Source organism: uncultured Allobosea sp. (genome assembly GCF_945957345.1).
Lineage (GTDB): Bacteria > Pseudomonadota > Alphaproteobacteria > Rhizobiales > Beijerinckiaceae > Allobosea.
On record NZ_CAMFKW010000003.1, the window covers coordinates 43,227 to 58,623 of the forward strand.

Genomic DNA, 15,397 nt, shown 5'->3' on the forward strand with positions numbered 1-15,397 from the left:
ATTGCTGGCTTAAATCGACGCCGGGTCAACCGTCCCGGCGGCAAGGCAGCCATCTCGGGACCGGAGAGGCTGGCTCAGTCGGCCTCATCGACCTGCCGCGTTCCCAGCTTGAGTTTGCTTGCCCGCAGCAAGTGGCTGCGCATCAACGCGGAAGCCACCTCGTTCTCGCCGGTCTCCAGATGGTCGAGCATGGCGAGATGCTCCGTGCAATTCACCTGCACGCGCTCGAAGCCCAGGCCCCAGTCATAGTTCGAAAGACGCCGAAGCTGGTTCTGGCGACGCACGGCCGAGTGGAAATAGCGGTTGCCCGTCGCCGCGGCCAGGCCTTCGTGGAAAGCTGCATTCATCTCGTAGAAGGCGATGCTCGAAGACTCGCGCCACGGGCTTTGCAGATATTCGAGATGGCGCGCCCGCATCTCTGCGATCCAGACGGACTCCAGATGGAAGCCGGGTTCGAGCATGCACATCGGCTCGATCACCAGCCGGAAGCGATAGCTCTCGTCGCGCAGGCGCTTGTCGCGCGGCTCGTGCAGGAAGCGCCAGCCATAGCCGGGCTTGCGCTCGACCATGTCGAGATCGGCGAGGCGGGCGAGCAGCTTCTGCGCCTCGGGCCGGCCAAGCTCGTAGCGCCGCATCACCTCGAGTTCCGAAACCTCGTCCGGCAGCAGGCCGTTCTCGCGTTCATGCGCGAGCCTGACCATGGCGAGCTCGATCGTCTCCGGCGTCCGGGCGCTGTCGATCGCAGCCGGCAACTGGATGAGCTCGATGCCCTTGTTGAGATGCCGGCGCACCACGCCCTGCTCGGCCAGATGATCCAGCGCGGCACGCACCGGCGTGCGCGAGACGCCGAGCCGGCGCGCGGTCGCGTTCTCGTTGAGCCAGGCGCCCGCCGCCAGCGCGTCGTCGCGCACGAGCTGCAGGATGCGGTCGGCGATGTCCTGTTGCAGCCGGGTCGGCGCCGCCATCGGAAGGCCCTTGATTGTTTTAGTTGATAATGAAATACACTAGAGCACAATCTCCCGCCAGCATATCGGAAAGATACGCGTCATGGTCCAGCCCTGCCCCTTCGTCGATGTCTCCGGCACGCCCTATGAGCGCGGCCGCCAGCATGGCGCGGCCGTGCCGCAGCGCGTGAAGCGCTCGATCGAGCTCTATGGCGGCCAGCTCGGCGATCTCGGTTACGATGCCAAGGCCAAATCCGCCCTGATCGGCGAGTTCGCCAGCGAGATCGAGGCTTTCGGCGCGCATTACATCGAGGAGATGCGCGGCATCGCCGATGGCGCCGGCGTCGCCCTCGAAGACATCATCATGGTCAATGCCCGCACCGAGGTCATCGCCAAGGCGCGGATGATCAAGAACAAGCCGGTCGAGGCGACTGAGGAGCTCGACGACGGCTGCACCGGCGCGATCATCCTGCCCGAACGCAGCGCCAATGGCGAAGTGATCCACGGCCAGAACTGGGACTGGCGTGCCGAATGCGCTGAGACCGCGATCGTGCTGCGCGTGCGCCGCACCGACGGCCCGGATTTCCTGACCTTCGTCGAGGCCGGCGGCCTCGCCCGCTGCGGCATGAACGCGGCCGGCGTCTCGATCACCGCCAACTATCTGGAATGCGAGCGCGATTTCACCCAGTCAGGCGTGCCGCTGGCCCTGATCCGCCGCAAGGTGCTGGAGCAGGAGCATCTCGCCTTCGCCATCAAGGCCGTGGCCGCGACCCCCAAGGCCTGCTCGAACAACATGATGCTCTCGACCGTGAAGGGTTTCGGCATCGATTTCGAATGCGCGCCGGACGAGGCGTTCCCGATCTACCCGGAAGACGGCATGATCGTGCATGCCAACCACTGGGTCGGCCAGGTCGCGCTGACCAAGGTCAAGAACACCAGCATCCCGCGCGTACCGGAGAGCTTCTATCGCGACTGGCGCGTCAAGAAGCTGCTCGACGAGGCCGGCCGCAAGCTGACTGTCGACGATCTCAAGCAGGCTCTCTTCGACGATTTCCTCTCGCCTTATTCCGTCTGCCGTCCGGCCCGCCCGAACGAGCAGGGCAACCTCTCGGCGACGGTCGCGATGGTGATCATGCAGCCGGCGAAGGGGATCATGGAGGTCGCCCCGCTGCCTGCGGAGAACCGCGTCTTCACCCGCTACAGCCTGACCGAGGATCCTGTTCTGCTCGCCGAAGCGGCCGAATAAGCCGATCCAGGTCCCGCGTCACAACCGAAGAAAAACAGGGGAACATGATGCGCCGAACCACCAAGACCGCCCTCGCCACCGCGCTCCTGTGCGGCGGCATCATTCAGGCCGCGGGGGCGAGCACGCTCAAGATCCAGCTGCGCGCCGACATTCGTTCGATCAATCCGGGCGTCAATCGCGACGCCAATACCGATGGCGTCGTCGTGCAGATGGTCGAGGGGCTCGTCGCCTATGGCGAGGATGCCCTGCCGAAGCCGCTGCTGGCCGGGAAGATCGACATCTCCCCGGACGGCAAGACCTACAGTTTCACCCTGCGTCAAGGCGTGAAGTTCCATAACGGCGCCGCGCTCACCCCCGCCGACGTGCTCTGGAGCTGGAACCGCTACATGGACCCGAAGACCGACTGGCGCTGCCTTTCGGAGTTCGACGGCCGCGGCCAGGTCAAGGTCGAGAAGGTCTCGGCGCCGAACGACAAGACCGTCGTCTTCGAACTGGACAAGCCGAGCGCGCTTTTCCTCTCGGCGCTGGCCCGCACCGACTGCGCCATGACCGGCATCCTGCACAAGGATTCGGTCAAGGCCGACGGCTCCTTCGACAAGCCGATCGGCACCGGCCCGTTCAAATTCGCCGAATGGAAGCGCGGCGAATACATCAAGCTGGAGCGCTTCGCCGACTATGCCTCGCTGCCCGGCAAGATCGACGGGCTGACCGGCGCCAAGAAGCCGCTTGTCGACGAGGTCCGCTTCCTCGTCATCCCCGACAACGCGACGGCCAAGGCCGCCCTGCTGAAGGGCGATATCGACGTCGTCCCGGACATCGCCAATACCGACATCGCCGAGCTCAAGAAGAACGACAAGGTCAAGACCTCCGTCGTCACCAGCATGGGCCTCGTCGGCCTGATTATCCAGACGCGCGACCCGCTGCTGCAGAACGTCAAGCTGCGCCAGGCGATCGCCGCCGCGATCGATTCCAAGGAACTGGTCAATGCCGTCACCGACGGCATCGGCTCGCCCAACAACTCGATCGTGCCGGCGCTCTCCGCCTATTACGGTCCGGTCCAGAAGCAGGGCTGGAAATACGATCCCGCCGCCGCCAAGAAGCTCATCGCCGAGGTCGGCTACAAGGGCGAGAAGATCGTCATGCTCGCCAACAAGCGCTATCCTGAGAGCTTCGACGCCGCCGTCGTCGCCCAACAGATGCTGCAGGCTGTCGGTCTCAACGTCGAGATCGAGGTGCTGGAATGGGCGACGCAGCTCGACCGCTACAGCAAGGGCAATTACACGATCCAGGCCTTCCCCTATTCCGGCCGTATGGACCCCGCCCTGAGCTACGAGTCGATGACCGGCCCGAAGGACAAGCAGCCGCGCAAGCTCTGGGACAATCCGGAGGCGCAGGCCTTGCTCGACAAGTCCATGGTCGTGAACGACAAGGCCGAGCGCCAGAAGATCTTCGACGAATTGCACAAGCGCTTCCTCGCCGATGTCCCCATGGTGATGCTCTATAACGGCATCGTCGGCGGCGCGATGGGCGCCAAGACCCAGGGCTATGTCTCGACGCTGAGCTCGCTGCCCCGCGCCTGGGAAGTCAGCGTCGGCCCGTAGCGGCCGCGCACCTCGCTTCGAGCTTCGACAGCACGGCATGCCCCGACGGGCATGCCCGACCGACAAGACAACGAGGAAACGGGAATGATCCGCATTTCGGCCGCCGCCATGGCGCTCGCGCTTATGGCCGGCGCGGCACAGGCACAGACCATCAATGTCGCGCTCAATGCCGATATCCGCTCGACCAATCCGGGCGTCAACCGCGACGACAACACCGATGCCGTCGTGCTGCATATGGTCGAGGGGCTCGTCGGCTATCGCGAGAACGGCACGGTCGCGCCCCTGCTCGCCAAAAAGATCGACGTCTCGGAGGATGGGCTGACCTACACCTTCCACCTGCGCAAGGGCGTGAAGTTTCATAACGGCGCCGAGATGACCTCCGCCGACGTGCTGTGGAGCTGGAACCGCTACATGGACGCGAAGACCGACTGGCGCTGCAAGCCGGAATTCGACGGCCGTATCGGTCTCAAGGTCACGGAAGCCACCGCTCCCGACGCCGCGACCTTCGTGATGAAGCTGGAAAAACCGAGCGCGCTCTTCCTGGACACGATGGCCCGCACCGACTGCGCCATGGTCGCGATCCTGCACAAGGATTCGGTGAAGCCCGACGGAAGCTGGGACAAGCCGATCGGCACCGGCCCCTTCCAGCTCGCCGACTGGCGCCGCGGCGAATTCGTCCTGCTCAAGCGCTTCGACGCCTATGCCTCGCCTGCCGGAGACAAGCGCGACGGCTATGTCGGCTCGAAGCGGCCGCTGGTGTCCGAGGTCAAGTTCCTGTCGATCGCCGATGGTGCGACCGTCAAGGCAGGCATGATGTCGGGCGCGCTCGACGTCGCCGATGTGCCGGACGAAGACGTGCCGGAGATGAAGAAGAGCGGCCTGCAGGTGCTGAGCGCGCCGAGCGCCACCAAGCACGGCATCCTGCTCCAGAGCCGCGACCCGCTGCTCGGCGACGTCCGTATGCGGCAGGCGATCGTCGCAGCGCTCGACCAGGACGAGATCGTCGGCGCCGTCTCGGGCGGCCTGGGCAAGACGAACAATTCGGCGATCTATGTCACCTCGCCCTATTACGACGAGGTCCAGAAGAAGCGCTACACGCACGACCCCGCACGCGTGAAGAAGCTCTTGGCCGAGGCCGGCTACAAGGGCGAGACGATCAAGCTGATCGCCAACAAGCGCTCGACCGTGCCGAGCTATCCGATCGCGATCATGGCGCAGGCCATGCTGCAGGCCGCCGGCATCAAGGCCGACATCGAGATTCTGGAATGGGCGACGCAGCTCGACCGTTTCTCGAAGGGCAACTACCAGATGATGTCCTTCAGCTACTCAGCCCGCATCGACCCGGCCCAGAGCTACAACCAGTTCTCCGGTCCGAAGGATAAGCTGCCCTCGAAGGTCTGGGACAATCGCGAGGCCGATGCGCTGATCGAGAAGGCGACGCTGGTCAACGACGAGGCCGAGCGTCGCAAGATCTTCGACCAGCTCCATGTGATGATGCTGGCCGATGCACCGCTGATCTTCCTTTACAATCAGGTCGACACGGCCGTCGTTTCGAAGCGTCTGCAGGGTTTCGCACCCTGGGTCGCCTCCAAGCCGCGCCTCTGGGAGGTCGCCATCGCCAAGTGAGGCGGTGGCCGCTCAGCCCGGCTCGATCGGAGCCGGGCCGACGGGCGCACCCTTGATGATATGGGTCGCGATCAGGGCCGCCAGCCGCCCCGGATCGCGCGCCTTCAGGGCCGCCATCATCTCGTAATGCTCGCGGTCGCTCTTCTGGAGCAGTTCATGCGAGCTCCACACCGTGATCTGCGAACCGCGCCCGCGGTCGCGCAGGCCCCAGATCATCTCCTCCAGCACGGCATTGCCGCAGAAGGAGTACATGAATTGATGGAAGGCGCGGTTGATCTCGCTCTGCTCGGTCCGGCTGCCGGTCGTGACCGCGGCGGAGAACTGCGCCGCGAGCGCGTCCAGCCGCGCGATCGCAGCGTCGTCGATCCGCGCGACCACGCTTTCCGCCGTCGCCTTCTCCAGGATGATCCGCGCCGCGAGGATCTCCTCATAGGTCTTCATGTCGACCTCGGCGACGCGATAGCCCCGGTTCGGGACATGCTCGATCGTCTTGCGCACGGCAAGCTCGTCGAGCGCGCTGCGCACGTCGAAGCGCGTCGCCTGGAAGCGCTCCTCGAGGTCGATCTGGCGCAGCCACTCGCCCGGCCTGAACGCGCGCAAACGGATCGCCTGGGCAATCTCATTGGCGAGCAGGGCGCGCCGCGTGTTGGTGTTCTTGCGTTTCCGCTCCGTCATGAGGGGTTCTCTAGCAGGATTCGCGCGTTGCGACAGAAGTTGGTTGCGAAGCGAACCATAACATGCAACAAAATTGGCGCCAATAATTTCGCCATAGGAGAATGCCCGTGAACGCCGTGGCAGAACAGACCGCCAAGCCCGATGCGGAGGCGGCCGCCCGCGCCAAGGCGCTCTACGAGTACGGCCCAACCTCGATCTATTCCTCGAAGCACGACCCGCGCTTCCCCTATTGCCTCTATGTCCCGCCGACCCTGGGCCAGGGTGGCGAAAAGCCGGAGCTGATCGTCGCGATGCATGGCACCGGCCGCGGCTTTACCGGCTATCGCGATGCCTTCTCGTCCTTCGCCCGCTGGAACAATTGCATCATCCTGGCGCCGCTCTTCCCGATCGGCGTGATGGGTGACGGCTATCGCGATGGCTTCAAGTACATGCGCGAGGGCAACCTCCGTTACGACCATGTGCTGCTCGCCATCGTCGAGGAGGTCTCGGAGCGCTATGGCATCGCCTTCGATCGCTTCGGCCTGTTCGGCTATTCCGGCGGCGGCCATTTTGCCCATCGCTTCCTGATGCTGCAGCCGAACAAGCTCTGGGGCGTCTCGATCGGCGCGCCCGGCTCGGTCACCCTGCTCGACCCCAGCCGCGACTGGTGGGTCGGCACGCGCAACTTCGCCGCGCTTTTCGGCCAGGAGCTCGACATCGCCGCGATGAAGCAGGTCGCGGTGCAGATGGTCGTCGGCGCCGCCGATCTCGAGACCTGGGAAATCACGCACAAGCCGGGCGGCCGCAACTGGATGCCGGACGCCAACCATGCCGGCACCAACCGGCCGGAGCGGCTGGCAAGCCTGCGCGACAACTTCGCCGAGCATGGCATCGCCGCCCGCTTCGACCTCGTGCCCAACACGCCGCATGACGGCGTCAAGGTCGTGCCGGTCGTCGAGGATTTCTTCGCCGGCGAGCTTCGCCGCATCCGCGCCGCCCGCAAGGCGGCGTGAACACCCATAACCACAACAGGGGAAGAACCATGAAGCGCCTTCTCGCCTCCGCCGCCGCGCTCGCGCTCTCGGCCGGCGCCCTGCAGGCCCAGACGCTGACGGCCGTGCTCAACGCCGATATCCGCTCGACCAATCCGGGCGTAAACCGCGACGGCAACACCGATGCCGTCATGATGCACATGGTCGAGGGTCTCGTCGGCTATGCCGAGGACGGCTCGGTCGGCCCGCTTCTGGCGCAGACAGTCGAGATCTCGCCCGACGGCAAGACCTATACCTTCCGCCTGCGCAAGGGCGTGAAGTTCCACAACGGCGCCACCATGACCTCGGCCGACGTGCTGTGGAGCTGGAACCGCTACATGGATCCGAAGACGGACTGGCGCTGCCTCTCCGATTTCGACGGGCGCAACGGCCTCAAGGTCATCTCGACCACCGCTCCGGACGCCGACTCCTTCGTCATGGAGATCAACGAGCCGAACGGCCTCTTCCTCGACTCGCTCGCCCGCGCCGATTGCGGCGGCACCGCCGTGATCCACAAGGACTCGGTCAAGGCCGATGGCAGCTGGGACAAGCCGATCGGCACCGGCCCCTTCATGCTCGGCGACTGGAAGCGTAGCCAATCGGTCCAGCTTCTCGCCTTCGACCAGTATGTCTCGCCCAAGGGCGACAAGCGCGACGGCTATATCGGCTCGAAACGCCCCCTGGTGAAGGAAGCGCGCTTCATGGTCATCCCCGATGCCGCGACGGTGAAGGCCGGCCTGCTCGCGGGCTCGCTCGACATGGCGCTGATGCCGGAATCGGACGTCCCCGACCTCAAGAACGCGCCGAACCTCACGCTTGCCATCGCGCCGAACCCGGTCCGGCACAGCCTGATCATCCAGACGCGCGATCCGGTGATGAAGAACCAGGCGCTGCGCCAGGCGATCGCCGCCGCGATCGACTTCCCCGAGCTTGTCGCCAATGTCTCGAACGGCCTCGGCAAGCCCAACAACTCGCCGGTCTACACCACCTCGAAATACTACGGCGATGTCGAGAAGCAGGGTTTCAAATACGATCCCGCCGCGGCCAAGGCCCTGCTTCAGAAGGCCGGCTATAAGGGCGAGAAGATCACGATCCTCGCCAATAAGCGCTCCAGCGTGCCGAGCTTCAACACCGCCGTCATCGCGCAGGCGATGATGCAGGCCGCCGGCATCAATGCCGAGATCGAGGTCCTTGAGTGGGCAACCCAGCTCGACCGCTACAACAAGGGCAACTACCAGATGCAGTCCTTCTCCTATTCGAGCCGCTTCGATCCCGCGCTCGGCTATGAGCAGATCTCGGGCCCCAAGGACAAGCAGCCGCGCAAGATCTGGGAGGAGCCGGAGGCGCTCGCCCTGATCCAGAAGTCGATGGTGATCACCGACACGGCCGAGCGCCAGAAGATCTTCGACGACCTGAACAAGCGCTTCATCGCCGAGGTCCCGACGATCTTCACCCATAACGACCTGGACATCATCGCCCACAACAAGCGCGTGAACGGCGTGACGCCCTGGGCGTCCCAGCTGCGCCTTTGGGAAGTCAGCGTCACGAAGTGATGCGGTTGCCGGCTCCGCCATGCGGCGGGGCCGGTCCTGAGGCTTGGGAGGGCCTTCGATGTTTCGCTTTGCGCTGACGCGGATCGTCATGGCGCTGCCGACGCTGCTGATCGTTGCGGTGTCGGTCTTCGTCCTGATCCGCCTGATCCCGGGCGACCCCGCCCAGTTGATGCTGGGCGACCTGGCGACACCGGCGAGCCTCGCCGATCTTCGGGCGCGGCTGGGGCTCGACCAGTCGCTGCCGGTTCAGTTCGGCATCTGGATCGGCAATGTCCTGACCGGCGATTTCGGCCAGTCGATCTCCTCGCAGCAGGCGGTGCTGCCCTTGATCCTGCAGCGCTTCTGGGTCTCGGCGCAGATCGTGCTCGTCGCAGTGCTGCTGGCGAGCTGCGTCGCGGTGCCCGCCGGCGTCATCGCCGCCTGGAAGCAGGATTCGGCATTGGACCTCGGCCTCGTCGCCACCGCGACGCTCCTGCTCTCGATCCCCACCTTCTGGCTCGGCCTGCTACTCCTGCTGTTCTTCGGGCTCAAGCTCGAATGGCTGCCGGTCGTTGGCTATGTCTCGATCGCCGAGAACCCCTGGGCCGGCATCCTTTATCTCGTCATGCCGATCATGACGCTATTCCTGCATGAGATCGGCGTGATCCTGCGCATGGCGCGGGCCTCGACGCTGGAGGTGCTCCGGCTCGACTACATCACCCATGCCCGCGCCAAGGGCCTGTCGGAGCGCGCCGTGCTCTGGCGCCACGCCTTCAAGAACGCCTTCGGCCCGACCTGGACCCTGATCGGCCTCGTGCTCGGCAATTTGCTCGGCGGCATCGCGGTGGTCGAGACGGTCTTCACCATCCCCGGGCTCGGCCGCCTGCTGGTCGATGCGATCTTCGCCCGCGACTACCCCGTGATCCAGGGCTGCATGCTCTTCGTCGCCTTCACCTATGTGCTGGTGAACCTCGTCATCGACCTCTGCTATCCGGTCTTCGATCCAAGGGTGACCGCACAATGAACGGTGACGGCGCAATGAGCAGTGACAGCACTCTGAGCACCGGCGGCGCCGTGAAGAAGGCTCGCCGCATGAAACTCCCCGCCCCCAATGCGATCGTCGGCGGCACCCTGATCGGCATCCTGCTCGCGACGGCCTGCATCGGCGCGCTGTGGACGCCCTATGACCCGCTGAAGCTCTCGTTCCGCGAGAAGCTCGTCGCGCCGTCGGCGCTGCACTGGCTCGGCACCGACGAGTTCGGCCGCGACGTGCTCTCGCGCCTGATGGCGGGCGCGGCGACCTCGGTCTGGATCTCGATCCTGACGGTGACGCTCGCCGTCATCGCGGGCACCACGATCGGCCTGTTCTCCGGCTATATGCGCGGCTGGACCGACCGGATCATCATGGCCTTCAACGATGCGCTGCTCGCCTTCCCCGGCATCCTCTTGGCGCTCGGCCTGCTCGCGGTGGTCGGCGCCAACAAATACGGCATCATCGTAGCCCTCGGCATCGCCTATACGCCCTCGGTCGCCCGCGTCGTGCGCGGCACGGTCTTGTCGCTGCGCGAGCGCGAGTTCATCGCGGCCTCCCGCGTGATGGGCAATTCCGAGGGCTTCACCATGGCCCGCCACATCCTGCCGAACTGCATCGCGCCATTGACCGTGCTGGCGACCTCGATGTTCGGCTATGTGCTGCTGGCCGAGAGCGCGCTCTCCTTCCTCGGCCTCGGCGTGCCGCCCCCGGCCCCGACCTGGGGCAATATGCTCGCCGGCTCCCGGCCCTATATCGGCCAGGCCGTCTGGCTCGGCATCTTCCCGGGCTTGTGCATCTCGCTGACGCTGCTCGGTATCAACCTGCTCGGCGACGCCGTGCGCGACAGGCTCGACCCGCGGATGAGGGGCTCGCGATGAACACCAAGGTCGCTCCTCTCCTCGACGTCGCCAATCTCACCTTGAAGATCGGCGGCTCCGGCCGGACCGTCGTCAACGACGTCTCCTTCCAGGTCTTCCCGGGCGAGATCGTCGGCATCGTCGGCGAATCCGGCTCAGGGAAAACGCTCGCGGCCCGCGCCGTGATGGGCTTCATCCCGCCGGCGGTCCGACTCGAGGGCGGCACGATCCGTTTCGACGGCCAGGACGTGATGGCGATGAGCCCGAAGGACCTGCGCGCCATGCGCGGCTCCAAGGTCGGCATGGTCTTCCAGGAGCCGATGACCTCGCTCAACCCCTCGATGCTGATCGGGCGCCAGCTCGACGAGGGGCTGGCGCTGCACCGCAAACTCGATGCGAACCAGCGCCGGGCGCTCATCCTCGACATGCTCAGGCGCGTCGGCCTGCGCGATCCGGAAGGGGCGCTCACCGCCTATCCGCACCAGTTCTCCGGCGGCATGCGCCAGCGCATCATGCTGGCCTCGGTGATGCTGCTGAAGCCGGCCCTGCTGCTCGCCGACGAGCCGACCACCGCGCTCGACGCCGTCGTCCAGCGCGACGTCATGGAGCTGATGGTCGAGCTGACGAAGGCCAACGACACCGCGGTGCTGCTGATCTCGCATGATCTCGGCATGGTCGCGCGCTATTGCAGCCGCATCGTCGTGATGTGCCAGGGCGACGTGGTCGAGCAGGGCCTGAGCGAGGACATCCTCGCCCGGCCGCAGCACCCCTATACCCGCAAGCTGCTCTCGGCGATGCCGCATCGCCTGCCGGCGCGCCTGCTGCCGGAAGCGAAGACGCCAATCGTCTCGGTCCGCGACCTCGTCGTCGAATATCCCGGCCGGCAGGGCTTCTTTCGCAAGGGCGAGGTCAAGCGCGCCCTGCACGGCATCAGCATCGACGTTCAGCCCGGCGAGGTCGTCGCGGTCGTCGGCGGCTCGGGTTCGGGCAAGACCACGCTCGGCCAGTCGATCGCGGGCCTCGTCAAGCCGGCCGGCGGCGAGATCCGCTTCAACGGCAAGCCGATCGCCAGGAGCGAGACCGCCTACTGGGACTACCGGCTGAACTGCCAGATGGTCTTCCAGGACCCCTATTCCTCGCTCGATCCGCGCATGACGATCGGCCAGCTCGTTGCGGAACCGCTACGGCTCGTGCCCGACATGACCCCGGCCGATCGCAAGGCGCGCGTCGCCGAAGTTCTGACCGAGGTCGGCCTGGGCGACGGCTTCGCCGAGCGTTATCCGCACGAGCTCTCGGGCGGCCAGCGCCAGCGCATCGCGATCGCCCGCGCGATCGTGCGCCGGCCGAGCTTCGTCATCGCCGACGAGCCGGTCTCGGCGCTCGACGTCACCGTGCGCGCGCAGGTGCTGGAGCTCTTCGACGAATTGCAGAAGAAGCATGGCTTCTCCTGCCTGTTCATCAGCCATGATCTCGGCGTGGTCGAGCAGGTCGCAGACCGCGTCATCGTCATGCAGGACGGCCGCATCGTCGAGGAAGGCCCCCGCGACGACATCTTCGACAATCCGCAGCACCTCTATACCCAGAAGCTGCTGGCCGCCGTACCGGGGCTGGAAAGCACACCAGAAGGCGGCGTCAGGCTCTTCTGGAGGCGGGCCGAGAACGACGCTTCGATGGTCGGCTGAAGCCTGAAAGCAAATCGGCCCGGAAGCCCTCCCCGGTGGCGGCACCGTTGCGGGTTTCCGGGCCTTTCTCTCGCTCCGCGGCGGCGCGGAGCGAAGGAAGCGAGGCGTCAGATCAGCGCTTGCGTTTGGCGCCGACCAGCTCGTCCCATTTGCGGAAGGCGACGACCATCTTGTCGGGCTTCAGCGGCAGTTCGATCGGGTTCTTGGCGATGAGGTCGGCATATTCGGGCCGGCCGAACTCCGCGATCACCTCCTGGCTGCGCTGCGGCGCCAGCGAGAGCGGCACGTTCTTCACCGCCGGACCCGGATAGAGATAGCCTTCGTCATAGGAATAGGCCTGCATCTTCGGCGTCAGCACATGCGCCATGATGTCGAGCACGACGGCGAGGCGATCGTTCGGGATGCCCTTCGGTACGCACATGAAGAAGGCGTCCGAGACCCAGTGGAAGCCCTTCAGCGTCTGGATCTTCGCTTCCTTCGGCACGATGCCGAGGGCGCGCGGATTGATGTCCCAGCCGGTGGTCGAGATGATGATGTCGCGCGAGCCGTCGCCGAACTCCTTCATCGTCGCGCCGGTGCCGGCCGGGTAGTACTCGATATGCTCGCCGATCTCCTGCAGATAGGCCCAGGTCTTGTCCCAGCCATTGACCGGGTCCTGCGGGTCCTTGTCGCCGAGGATATAGGGCAGGCCCATCATGAAAGTGCGGCCCGGCCCGGAATTGGTCGGGCGCGCATACATGAACTTGTTGGGATTGGCCTTGGCCCAGGCGAGCAGCTCCTCGGCCGTGGTCGGCACCTGCTTGACGCGCGCCGGCATGTATTCGAGCAGCGGGCCGGAGGGATAGTAGTTCACCACCGTGCCGAAGCCCGCGCCCTGGACCTTGTGCAGGTTCAGCGCCGCCGGCTCGTAATTCTCCTCGATCTTCGGGAATTTCTCGGCGAAATCCGGAAAGATCTTGAGCCAGAGCTTCTGCTCGAGGCCCGCCGCGAGACCGTCCGAGCCGGTCAGCACGAGGTCGAGATCGGAGCGCCCTGCATCCTGCTGCGCCTTGATCTTGCTCGCCAGTTCCGGCGCCGGCGCCTTCACATAGGTGATCCGCGAGACGACCTTAGGATTGTTCGTGCGATAATCGTCGAAGGCCTGCTGCATCAGCGCCAGCGCGCCGCCGACATCGATAATGTTGATGCCGACCGGCGCCGAGGGCAGGGCCGGCAGGGCGGCCAGCGCATTGCCCCCGCCGAGAGTCAGCGCGCCGAGCCCACCCAGGACAGTGCGACGATCCACGCCTTTCGAAAATTCGCTCATGCTTCTCCCCTTCTTGCTTTGGTCGATAACGTCTTCAGGCTGCCGCTCCGGCGGCGAAATCGCGGCTTTCCTTGCCGATGCGGACGCTGCGAACCCGCAGCTCCTGCGACCAGTCGATCGCGCTCGCCGGCAAGGTGATGCCGGCGCCGGCCAGTGCATCCGCGATGCAGGCCAGCGCATGGGTCGACGCCATCGCGATCGCCTCCTCCGGCGTCGCGATATCCCAGGCGACGACCTTGCGGACGGCATCGTCGAGCTTCAGTGCCGAGCCCGCGAGCGAAACTCCGCCGGGCTGGCGCACCGAGCCGTCGGCGGCGAGATCGACCGGCATGCCGGCAAAGCTGTAGCGACCGGGCGTGGCACCGGCCGCGACCACTGCATCGGTAACGAGGATCGAGCGTTCGAAACCCTTGGCTCGGATCAGGCTCTTCAGGGCCTTCGGATGGATATGGATGCCGTCGGCGATGAAGCCCGCCATCAACCGATCTTCCGCGAGCTGCGCGAAGAGCGGATTGACCAGCTTGTGCATCTGCTGCGGCAGGCCGTTGCCAAGATGGGTCGAAAGCGTGGCACCGGCGTCGGCAGCCGCCTCGACGACCGTGAAATCGGCGGCGGAATGGCCGATGGCGACGACCTTGCCCATCTTCGTCAGTCGGCCGACGAGAGCGACGCCGCCCTCGACTTCCGGCGCCAGCGTCACCATCAGGATCGGCCGCGACAGCAATGTGTCGAGGCGCGCGACGAGTTCGGCGCTCGCCGCCGTCATCGCTTCCGGCGGATGGCAGCCGGCATAGCCGCTCGACGGATTCAGGAACGGCCCTTCGAGATGATAGCCCGGGCACATCAAAGGCCCGAGCCGGCTGCCACTCACGGCAGTGTCGAGCGCTTGGAACCGCGCTTCCAGCTCCTGCGGATGCGCGGTGATGATCGTCGGCAGGCAGGTCGTCACGCCCGTCGCCAGCATCGCCTCCAGCGCCCGGTCGAGCTCGGCCGCCGTGATCGTGCCGGAGTTGAAATCCACCCCGGCAAAGCCGTTCACCTGCAGATCGACGAGCCCGGGCGTGCGCATGATCAGGCTTTCCGGCTCAGCAGCGAGGCGGCTGGCGGATCGATGAACAGCACGGTTCGCTTGTGCGTCTGCAGGATCGAGGCCGGAGCCAGGTTACTGACCGGCCCTTCCAGCGCCGCCTTCGTCGCCGCGGCCTTGCGCGTGTCGGAGACGGACAGCACGATCAATTCGCTCTTCAGGATTTGGCGGATGCTCATCGAGATCGCCTGCTGCGGCACGTCCGCGAAGCTGGGGAACCAGCCCTCGCCGAATTGCTGCTGTCGGCAGGCATCGTCGAGATTGACGACGAGATAGGGCTCTGCCGTATCGAAATCGGCCGGCGGGTCGTTGAAGGCGAGATGGCAGTTCTCGCCGATACCGGCGAAGCAGACCGCGATGCGCTTGCCGGCGATCTCCCGGCTGAGCTGCTTCACCGCCGCCGCGGCATCGCCTTCGCCATCGACCGGGATGAAGGTCGGCGCATTCTTGAGCGGCGCCATGAATCGCTCGCGCAGATAGCGGCGGAAGCTCGCCGGGTGGCTCTCGGGCAGGCCGACATATTCGTCGAGGTGGAAGGCCGTGACCTTCGACCAGTCGATGCCCTCGGCCACCACGAGATGGTTCAGCATCTCGAACTGGCTCGCGCCGGTCGCCACGATGATCGTCGCCGCGCCGTTGCGGGCGATCTCGTCCCGGATCGCCCGCGCACCAAACGCCGCCGCCTGCCGGCCGAGTTCGTCCTTGTCGGAGGCGAGATGCATCTCGATCATCGAATTTTGAACCTTTTACGTCAGAAATTTTCCGATATTCTCGAACCGAGCTTATGAAGCTTGATCT

Annotated in this window: 13 protein-coding genes; 8 read left to right on the forward strand and 5 right to left on the reverse strand. The window is 65.6% G+C overall.

The window, feature by feature from the left end:
- Positions 1 to 74 precede the first annotated feature (74 nt).
- Positions 75 to 965, reverse strand: coding sequence for a GntR family transcriptional regulator (locus Q0Q36_RS02035; RefSeq protein ID WP_293795175.1), 891 nt, complete (start codon positions 963 to 965; stop codon positions 75 to 77).
- A gap of 82 nt (positions 966 to 1,047) precedes the next feature.
- On the opposite strand from Q0Q36_RS02035, the gene Q0Q36_RS02040 reads away from it, so the two are divergent.
- The 3 genes from Q0Q36_RS02040 (at position 1,048) to Q0Q36_RS02050 (ending at position 5,417) form a co-directional block, all read left to right on the forward strand.
- Positions 1,048 to 2,190 (forward strand): C45 family peptidase, encoded by a 1,143-nt coding sequence (locus tag Q0Q36_RS02040; protein WP_293795176.1) that lies wholly within the window; start codon positions 1,048 to 1,050, stop codon positions 2,188 to 2,190.
- Between the two features lie 44 nt (positions 2,191 to 2,234).
- Positions 2,235 to 3,791, forward strand: a complete 1,557-nt coding sequence (locus Q0Q36_RS02045; protein ID WP_293795177.1) for an ABC transporter substrate-binding protein — start codon at positions 2,235 to 2,237, stop codon at positions 3,789 to 3,791.
- Between the two features lie 84 nt (positions 3,792 to 3,875).
- A complete protein-coding gene (locus Q0Q36_RS02050; protein ID WP_293795178.1) occupies positions 3,876 to 5,417 on the forward strand; it encodes an ABC transporter substrate-binding protein in 1,542 nt (513 codons plus the stop codon).
- 12 nt (positions 5,418 to 5,429) lie between these two features.
- Here Q0Q36_RS02050 and Q0Q36_RS02055 read toward each other — a convergent pair whose 3' ends face one another.
- Entirely contained in the window at positions 5,430 to 6,092 is a 663-nt protein-coding gene (locus tag Q0Q36_RS02055) for a GntR family transcriptional regulator (protein ID WP_293795179.1), read from the reverse strand.
- Between the two features lie 107 nt (positions 6,093 to 6,199).
- Between Q0Q36_RS02055 and Q0Q36_RS02060 the strand changes: the two genes are divergently transcribed.
- From Q0Q36_RS02060 to Q0Q36_RS02080, 5 genes are all read left to right on the forward strand, one after another.
- Positions 6,200 to 7,084, forward strand: coding sequence for an alpha/beta hydrolase (locus Q0Q36_RS02060; RefSeq protein WP_293795180.1), 885 nt, complete (start codon positions 6,200 to 6,202; stop codon positions 7,082 to 7,084).
- A gap of 29 nt (positions 7,085 to 7,113) precedes the next feature.
- Positions 7,114 to 8,655 (forward strand): ABC transporter substrate-binding protein, encoded by a 1,542-nt coding sequence (locus tag Q0Q36_RS02065; protein ID WP_293795181.1) that lies wholly within the window; start codon positions 7,114 to 7,116, stop codon positions 8,653 to 8,655.
- Between the two features lie 58 nt (positions 8,656 to 8,713).
- Positions 8,714 to 9,658 (forward strand): ABC transporter permease, encoded by a 945-nt coding sequence (locus Q0Q36_RS02070; RefSeq protein ID WP_293795182.1) that lies wholly within the window; start codon positions 8,714 to 8,716, stop codon positions 9,656 to 9,658.
- A 68-nt stretch (positions 9,659 to 9,726) separates the two neighbouring features.
- Entirely contained in the window at positions 9,727 to 10,545 is an 819-nt protein-coding gene (locus Q0Q36_RS02075; RefSeq protein ID WP_293795183.1) for an ABC transporter permease, read from the forward strand.
- Positions 10,542 to 12,206, forward strand: a complete 1,665-nt coding sequence (locus Q0Q36_RS02080; protein WP_293795184.1) for an ABC transporter ATP-binding protein — start codon at positions 10,542 to 10,544, stop codon at positions 12,204 to 12,206. Before Q0Q36_RS02075 ends, Q0Q36_RS02080 begins: the two co-directional genes overlap by 4 nt.
- A 112-nt stretch (positions 12,207 to 12,318) precedes the next feature.
- On the opposite strand, the gene Q0Q36_RS02085 is transcribed toward Q0Q36_RS02080, so the two are convergent.
- From Q0Q36_RS02085 to Q0Q36_RS02095, 3 genes are read right to left on the reverse strand one after another with little or no spacing between them, the layout of a single operon-like run.
- A complete protein-coding gene (locus Q0Q36_RS02085) occupies positions 12,319 to 13,512 on the reverse strand; it encodes an extracellular solute-binding protein (RefSeq protein ID WP_293795185.1) in 1,194 nt (397 codons plus the stop codon).
- Positions 13,513 to 13,546: 34 nt separating this feature from the next.
- Positions 13,547 to 14,581 carry an amidohydrolase family protein gene (locus Q0Q36_RS02090; RefSeq protein ID WP_293795186.1) on the reverse strand — a complete coding sequence of 345 codons (1,035 nt, stop codon included), beginning with the start codon at positions 14,579 to 14,581 and terminating at the stop codon, positions 13,547 to 13,549.
- A 2-nt stretch (positions 14,582 to 14,583) separates the two neighbouring features.
- On the reverse strand, positions 14,584 to 15,330 hold the full coding sequence (locus Q0Q36_RS02095; protein ID WP_293795187.1) for a 6-phosphogluconolactonase: 747 nt from the start codon (positions 15,328 to 15,330) through the stop codon (positions 14,584 to 14,586).
- Positions 15,331 to 15,397: the final 67 nt, after the last annotated feature.